This is a genomic window from Microbulbifer sp. (genome assembly GCF_036563125.1).
GTDB lineage: Bacteria > Pseudomonadota > Gammaproteobacteria > Pseudomonadales > Cellvibrionaceae > Microbulbifer.
The window spans coordinates 1-5534 of record NZ_DATCMV010000108.1 but is presented as its reverse complement, the minus strand read 5'-3'; the positions used below and the strand labels follow the sequence as shown (position 1 = coordinate 5534).

The 5534-nt window shown below is 57.0% G+C and carries 7 protein-coding genes and 1 pseudogene; 7 read left to right on the top strand and 1 reads right to left on the bottom strand.

Features of this window, described 5'->3' with window-relative positions:
• A pseudogene (locus VIL80_RS08625) lies at positions 1 to 279 on the top strand (hypothetical protein); the annotation flags it as partial.
• A gap of 84 nt (positions 280 to 363) precedes the next feature.
• On the top strand, positions 364 to 948 hold the full coding sequence (locus tag VIL80_RS08620) for a nucleoside deaminase (protein WP_332035708.1): 585 nt from the start codon (positions 364 to 366) through the stop codon (positions 946 to 948).
• A gap of 91 nt (positions 949 to 1039) precedes the next feature.
• On the opposite strand, the gene VIL80_RS08615 is transcribed toward VIL80_RS08620, so the two are convergent.
• Entirely contained in the window at positions 1040 to 1648 is a 609-nt protein-coding gene (locus VIL80_RS08615) for a MarC family protein (RefSeq protein WP_332035709.1), read from the bottom strand.
• 187 nt (positions 1649 to 1835) lie between these two features.
• Here VIL80_RS08615 and VIL80_RS08610 point away from each other — a divergent pair, with 187 nt between their 5' ends.
• The 5 genes from VIL80_RS08610 to VIL80_RS08590 all read left to right on the top strand — a co-directional run bounded on the left by VIL80_RS08610 (position 1836) and on the right by VIL80_RS08590 (position 5410).
• Positions 1836 to 3167, top strand: coding sequence for an erythromycin esterase family protein (locus VIL80_RS08610; protein WP_332035707.1), 1332 nt, complete (start codon positions 1836 to 1838; stop codon positions 3165 to 3167).
• A 122-nt stretch (positions 3168 to 3289) separates the two neighbouring features.
• Positions 3290 to 3772, top strand: coding sequence for a YcxB family protein (locus VIL80_RS08605; RefSeq protein WP_332035706.1), 483 nt, complete (start codon positions 3290 to 3292; stop codon positions 3770 to 3772).
• A gap of 81 nt (positions 3773 to 3853) precedes the next feature.
• Positions 3854 to 4534, top strand: coding sequence for a zinc metallopeptidase (locus tag VIL80_RS08600; RefSeq protein ID WP_332035705.1), 681 nt, complete (start codon positions 3854 to 3856; stop codon positions 4532 to 4534).
• A 43-nt stretch (positions 4535 to 4577) separates the two neighbouring features.
• Positions 4578 to 5114: a TFIIB-type zinc ribbon-containing protein gene (locus tag VIL80_RS08595; RefSeq protein WP_332035704.1), complete on the top strand. Its 537-nt coding sequence runs from the start codon at positions 4578 to 4580 to the stop codon at positions 5112 to 5114.
• A 98-nt stretch (positions 5115 to 5212) separates the two neighbouring features.
• Positions 5213 to 5410: a GFA family protein gene (locus VIL80_RS08590; RefSeq protein ID WP_332035703.1), complete on the top strand. Its 198-nt coding sequence runs from the start codon at positions 5213 to 5215 to the stop codon at positions 5408 to 5410.
• Positions 5411 to 5534: the final 124 nt, after the last annotated feature.

Here is a 5534-nt window from a genome sequence, read left to right as displayed (position 1 = left end):
TGGACCATGTTCAACCTCACCCGGCACTCGCACCATCACGCGCAGGGCGAAGTACCCTACCAGGACCTGAAGCCGTTTCCCGATGCGCCCATGATGATCGGCGGCTACCTGACGACGATCGTCGTCGCCATGATTCCGCCGCTGTGGCACAAGCTGATGACGCCGAAGGTGCTGGCCTGGGATCGCGACTACGCCAGCGCCGAGGAGCGCCAGCTTGCGGCCCGCGCGAATGCGCGATGCGGGATAAAGGCGCTGGAAGCCGAAATACCCGCGGCCTAGCGGCCATACTGATAGCGGGCGCCTAGCCAAATACATCCAACGGGTTAGCATCCCCGCTACAGGTCGACTTCCCGAGAATGAAATATGAAGGCCCTTTTCAACAAGCAGACAGCGAAGAGTGATGAAGTATTAAGAGCAATCGCTCATATGCCGACCGGGAGCCTGGATGTTTTGATGGACGCGGAGTTTGCACTTGGGCTTTCCGATGCCGACCTGATGCGCATTGCGGTGTTTCTTGCAGAAAAGAGCCATGCCGAGGGCGGCTGCCCGATTGGTGCGGTCATCATTGATAACTCCACAAGGAAAATCCTGGGGAAAGGTCATAACACGCTTGTCCAGGAAAACCACCCCTACAACCACGGTGAAACTAGCGCTATCCGGGATGCCGGTCGAACCGACTTTAGCAGGACAACCCTTCTTACCAGCCTGAGCCCCTGCGATGTGTGCGCGACGTTAATTTATATGAGGGGTTTCCGCCGCGTGGTGGTAGGCGATGTCACCAATGCAGCGGGCAACGCAAAGTTTTTGCAGAAACAGGGTATTCACGTAGATATCCTGGAGGACCGGGACGGTATAGAGCTTTACGCCCGCTTCCGGTCTGAAAAGCCTGACCAGGAGCTGGAAGATTGGCAGGGCCTGAGCGCCGTGAAATATCGGCACAAAAAATAAATATATGGATTTTCCTGTCGCGGGGTGATGGCACGTCACCTCTCCTGGCGGGACGCACACAAACAAGGGCGGTGGTCATCCCATCTATGAATTATCCGCCCGCAAAGAATGCCTTGATTCCGGTGAGACCGAACTGAAACCCCATGGCAATCACGATAAGCCCCATCATGCCGGCCATCAGGTTGTGCAGGAAGCTGTTGCCCGTTCCCTGGCCGCTCAGCCTGCTCGTGAGCAGGAGAACCAGCCACAGCGCCAGCACCGCAATTGCCGCCCCGGCGATGGCGGTAACCGGCAGCGCGGTGCCGGAGTGGTTGACGGAAAGCGTGATGATGCCGGTGATGGTGCCCGGGCTTGCCGCAAACAGGATCAGTGGCGTCAGCGACTGCGACTGGGTGCCCGCAACCGGCGCAGCCTGTGACGCCGGCCCGGTGCTGGCGCGCACCATCGAAAAACCCATCCACGCCAACACCAAACCGCCGGCCACCTGGAATACATCCAGAGATATCCCGAACACCTTCAGCAACCTGGCGCCGATCAGCGCAAACGTGATCAGGATGACCAATACGGCGATGCTTGCCCTGGTGGCACTGGCCGCCCGCGCAGCGGACGACTGCCCGGCGCCGATTTGCGACAACATCAGTGCGCACACCACGGGATTGATCAGGGACAGCAGCGTGACCGCCGCCTGAATCACCTTCATCGAGCTCACAATATCTCCCCTGTTTCCGCGCCGGCCCTCCGTAGCGACCAAGCGCCGGATATCAGAAATATAATCGACATTCCTGCGATCGCCGCCACCGCGCGCCGGTCACCCTACACTTTCGTTTAGCGGGCTCCGTATTGTCTGCGGCATAGCTTTTTTTACGCGATAGGAAAGGGGAGCATCTATGGCCGATTCCCGCTCGTCACTGGCATCGATTCACCAACACGCCCGGCCGCTGAATGGCAACTTCGGCGATTACGATGCACTGCTGGAAAAAGCCGCCAGTCGCCGGTTCATACTGCTGGGTGAGGCGAGCCACGGCACCTATGACTTTTATGCGGCGCGGGCCGAGATTACCCGGCGCATGATTCAGGAACAGGGGCTCGATGCGGTGATCGTCGAGGGCGACTGGCCCGACGTCTATCGCATCAACCGCTTTGTGCGCGGGCTGGATGGCGACACCAGCGCGCGCCAGGCACTGGGGGATTTCGAGCGCTTTCCGCTGTGGATGTGGCGCAACACGGTGATGGAGTCATTTATCCAATGGCTGCATGACTGGAATTTCCAAAGACCCAGGGAGCAGCAGACCGGCGTTTACGGCATGGATCTGTACAGCATGTACCGCTCCGCCGATGCCGTGGTGTCGTATCTCGACAAGGTGGACCCGGAGGCCGCGGAGCGCGCGCGCAGCCGCTATGCGTGCATGAACCACCACGGCGACCCGCAGCGCTACGGCTATACCGCCGCCATGGGCATCAGTGAATCCTGCCAGCAGCAGGCGGTGGAGCAGGTGCTGGAGATGATGCGTGCCCGCAGCCAGTGGCTGCAACAGGGCGGCATTCTCGCCGAAGACGAGCAGTTCTATGCGGAGCGCAATGCGCACGTGGTACAGCATGCGGAAGCCTATTATCGCGGCATGTTCTCCACCCGCGTGAACACCTGGAACCTGCGTGACGAACACATGGTGGACACCCTGCTGGCACTGCGCCGGCATATCGAGCGGCAACAGGGGCGACCGGCGCGTATCGCGGTGTGGGCACATAACTCGCATCTGGGCGACGCGCGGGCCACGGAAGCCGTGCGGCGCGGGGAACTGAATGTCGGCCAGCTGGTGCGCGAGAAAACCAATGGCGAGGCATTACTGGTAGGTTTTACCACGTACACCGGACATGTCACCGCGGCGCAACAGTGGGGCGACCCCGCCGATCACCGCTGGGTGCGGCCGGCACTGGAAAATAGTGTCGAGACACTGTTTCATCAGAGCGGGCTTGACCGTTTTTATCTCGACATGAGCCAGTTGCACGGCGATGCCCTGCGCGAGCCGCTGCTGGAACGGGCCATCGGCGTGATCTACCGGCCGGAGACGGAGCGCGTAAGCCACTACTTCCACGTGGATATCCGCGATCAGTTCGATGTGGTGTTTCACCTGGATGAGACCACCGCACTCGAACCCCTGGATCTCACCGAGGGCTGGGACGAGAAAGAGCCGCCGGAGACCTGGCCGTTCGGCATATAAACGGCCGAGATCGACTGCACAGCCCGTCAGGATAAGGGAAATCGCAAAATGCCCTATCTACAATCCTTGGGGGAAGGTATAACGTAATACCTGACAAGTAATAAAAACAACAAGTGGCGCCCGTGCAACCATTTAATACCCAATTTACGTTATCCCGAGAATACCTTGCCGAGTGTTTCGACCAGTCTTTACCCTACGGGAAAAGTGCCAAGCCCAATTATCTGTTCCCGGCATTACTTTTTGCGGCTGGTGCAGGATTACTGTTATTCACCGAGCAACCTAAGGTCGCCAGTTACACGTTGATCGCCTTAGGGATTCTGGAACTACTGCATATTCGATTCCGGCGAGCCTGGTGGTTAACACGGCAGATGTGGGGTAAAGGTGCTGGTAGCGAAGTGGAATTAACCATCGATGAAGATGGTATCCATACACAGAACGCCCATACGCAAGCAACGCTGTTGTGGCCTGATATCGCGCTCGTCATTGAAACCGATTTGGGGCTGATTCTGGTGGCCAAATCCGGCAGCCGGCAGTACTTATCCAAATCCCTGTTTCCTGCGCATTTGGTGAAAGAGATTATTGCTAAAACCAATGGGGATGCTTGAGCCTGTATCAACAAGGGTGAGTCCTATCTTTGTAATCGACCGCCGTTACAGGTTTTGATCGACACTACCTTACCGTTAAAAATGATTTATCTACTTATCACCCTGTTTATTGCCGCACTTATCGCCGGCCCGCAACTGTGGGTAAGATTCGTGCTGTGGCGCCACTCCAAGGAAATCGGTGATATGCCGGGGTCCGGGTCTGAACTGGCACAGCACCTGATTGAGCGGTTCAAGCTGGAGGGGGTGAAGGTCATCAAGGCGGAGCCAGACCAAAACTATTACTCCCCTGCCGAGAAAATCGTCGCGCTCAGCCCGGAGATCTACGATGGGAAATCCGTTACCGCGGTGGCGGTGGCGGCCCATGAAATCGGCCATGCCATCCAGTTCTGCAAAGAAGAACCCGTGTCCAAGCTGCGCGACAGGTACCTGCGCCGGGCCCTTCAGATCAAACGTATCGGTGCTTCTATCCTCGTTTTTGCACCAATTCTTACGTTCGCGATAAAGACACCGGCCATTGCGCTGTGGATGGGCGCAATCGCGGTGATCACCATGCTCTCCTCCGCACTCATGTATGTGGCCATATTGCCGGAAGAGTACGATGCCAGCTTTAACAAGGCGCTGCCGATACTCAAAGAAGGCTACCTTCCAGAGCACCTGCTAGGTTCCGCCAGAAGTGTACTCAAGGCCGCCGCCCTGACCTATGTGGCAGCCGCCTTGCTGGACGTCCTCAGGTTGTGGCGCTGGATCAGGTTTATCAGATAAGAACGAGCGGCCATGAACATAATGCATAGCCCCTGGAGTGCCAATGCACTGTCCCAAATGTAAGCATCAGTTTCTGAAACCCACCAAGATTGAGGAAGGACTGCCGGTAATGGGCTGTCCCAAGTGCGAAGGCGCACTGCTGTCACTACTTTACTATCGGGACTGGTCAGAAAGGGTAAGCCTCGATCCCGAGGAACCTACGCAATTAAACGAACTCTCCACGGATTCCGATACCAAAACCGCCATCAACTGCCCGAAATGCAGCAGATTGATGACCAAGTACTCGGTGGCGGGATCGTTGGATACTCGACTGGATCTGTGCGGCAATTGTGACGAGGCCTGGCTGGATGGCGGCGAATGGCAACTGCTCAAGTCGATGGAACTGGGAAACAAGTTGCCAAGTGTGTTCACCGAGCAGTGGCAGCGAAAGGTACGATCGGAAAAAACAGAAATAGACCGAGTCAATCGCTTGAAGAAAGTGGTTGGCGAATCTGACACTGAAAGAGCAGTTGAAATAAAAACCTGGCTTAAGAGCACTAAAAACAAAGCCACGCTTTTACATTTTTTGGGGACAGATTGATCGCCATTAAAAGACACGTTATCGGATGTGGCACTATGCCACTTCCACAACCAGAGCCACCAGCAGCACGTGAGCACAACCCGCCCTGGAAAGTGAAAGTGCCGATAAACCTAGAGGAAGTGGATGGCGTCAAAATCCAGCCAAAGCACCGGGCGACCTGTCACTGTGGTGCGGTAGAACTGGAACTGGACTTGCCCCAGGGACTGGTGGATGCTCGCCGCTGTGACTATTCCAAGTGCCGTCGGAGAGGCGCGCTCCCCGCCACCGACATTTCCACTGCTCCCAGGTTCGCGTAATTACCTTCCCAGCCGGCCAAACTCGCTCTCTAACATGCTTTCCATTTTCCTGGCGGCTCCCGTAACCGCCTGGTCAAGTGTTGTCGCACTGTCGTTGACCGCAACAGGCTGCAGACCAGCAACC

Excerpts from the sequence above, each read along its gene's own strand:
- VIL80_RS08620 (WP_332035708.1), top strand. The coding sequence starts at position 364 with ATGAAGGCCCTTTTCAACAAGCAGACAGCGAAGAGTGATGAAGTATTA.
- VIL80_RS08615 (WP_332035709.1), bottom strand. The coding sequence starts at position 1,648 with ATGAAGGTGATTCAGGCGGCGGTCACGCTGCTGTCCCTGATCAATCCC.
- VIL80_RS08610 (WP_332035707.1), top strand. The coding sequence starts at position 1,836 with ATGGCCGATTCCCGCTCGTCACTGGCATCGATTCACCAACACGCCCGG.
- VIL80_RS08600 (WP_332035705.1), top strand. The coding sequence starts at position 3,854 with ATGATTTATCTACTTATCACCCTGTTTATTGCCGCACTTATCGCCGGC.
- VIL80_RS08595 (WP_332035704.1), top strand. The coding sequence starts at position 4,578 with ATGCACTGTCCCAAATGTAAGCATCAGTTTCTGAAACCCACCAAGATT.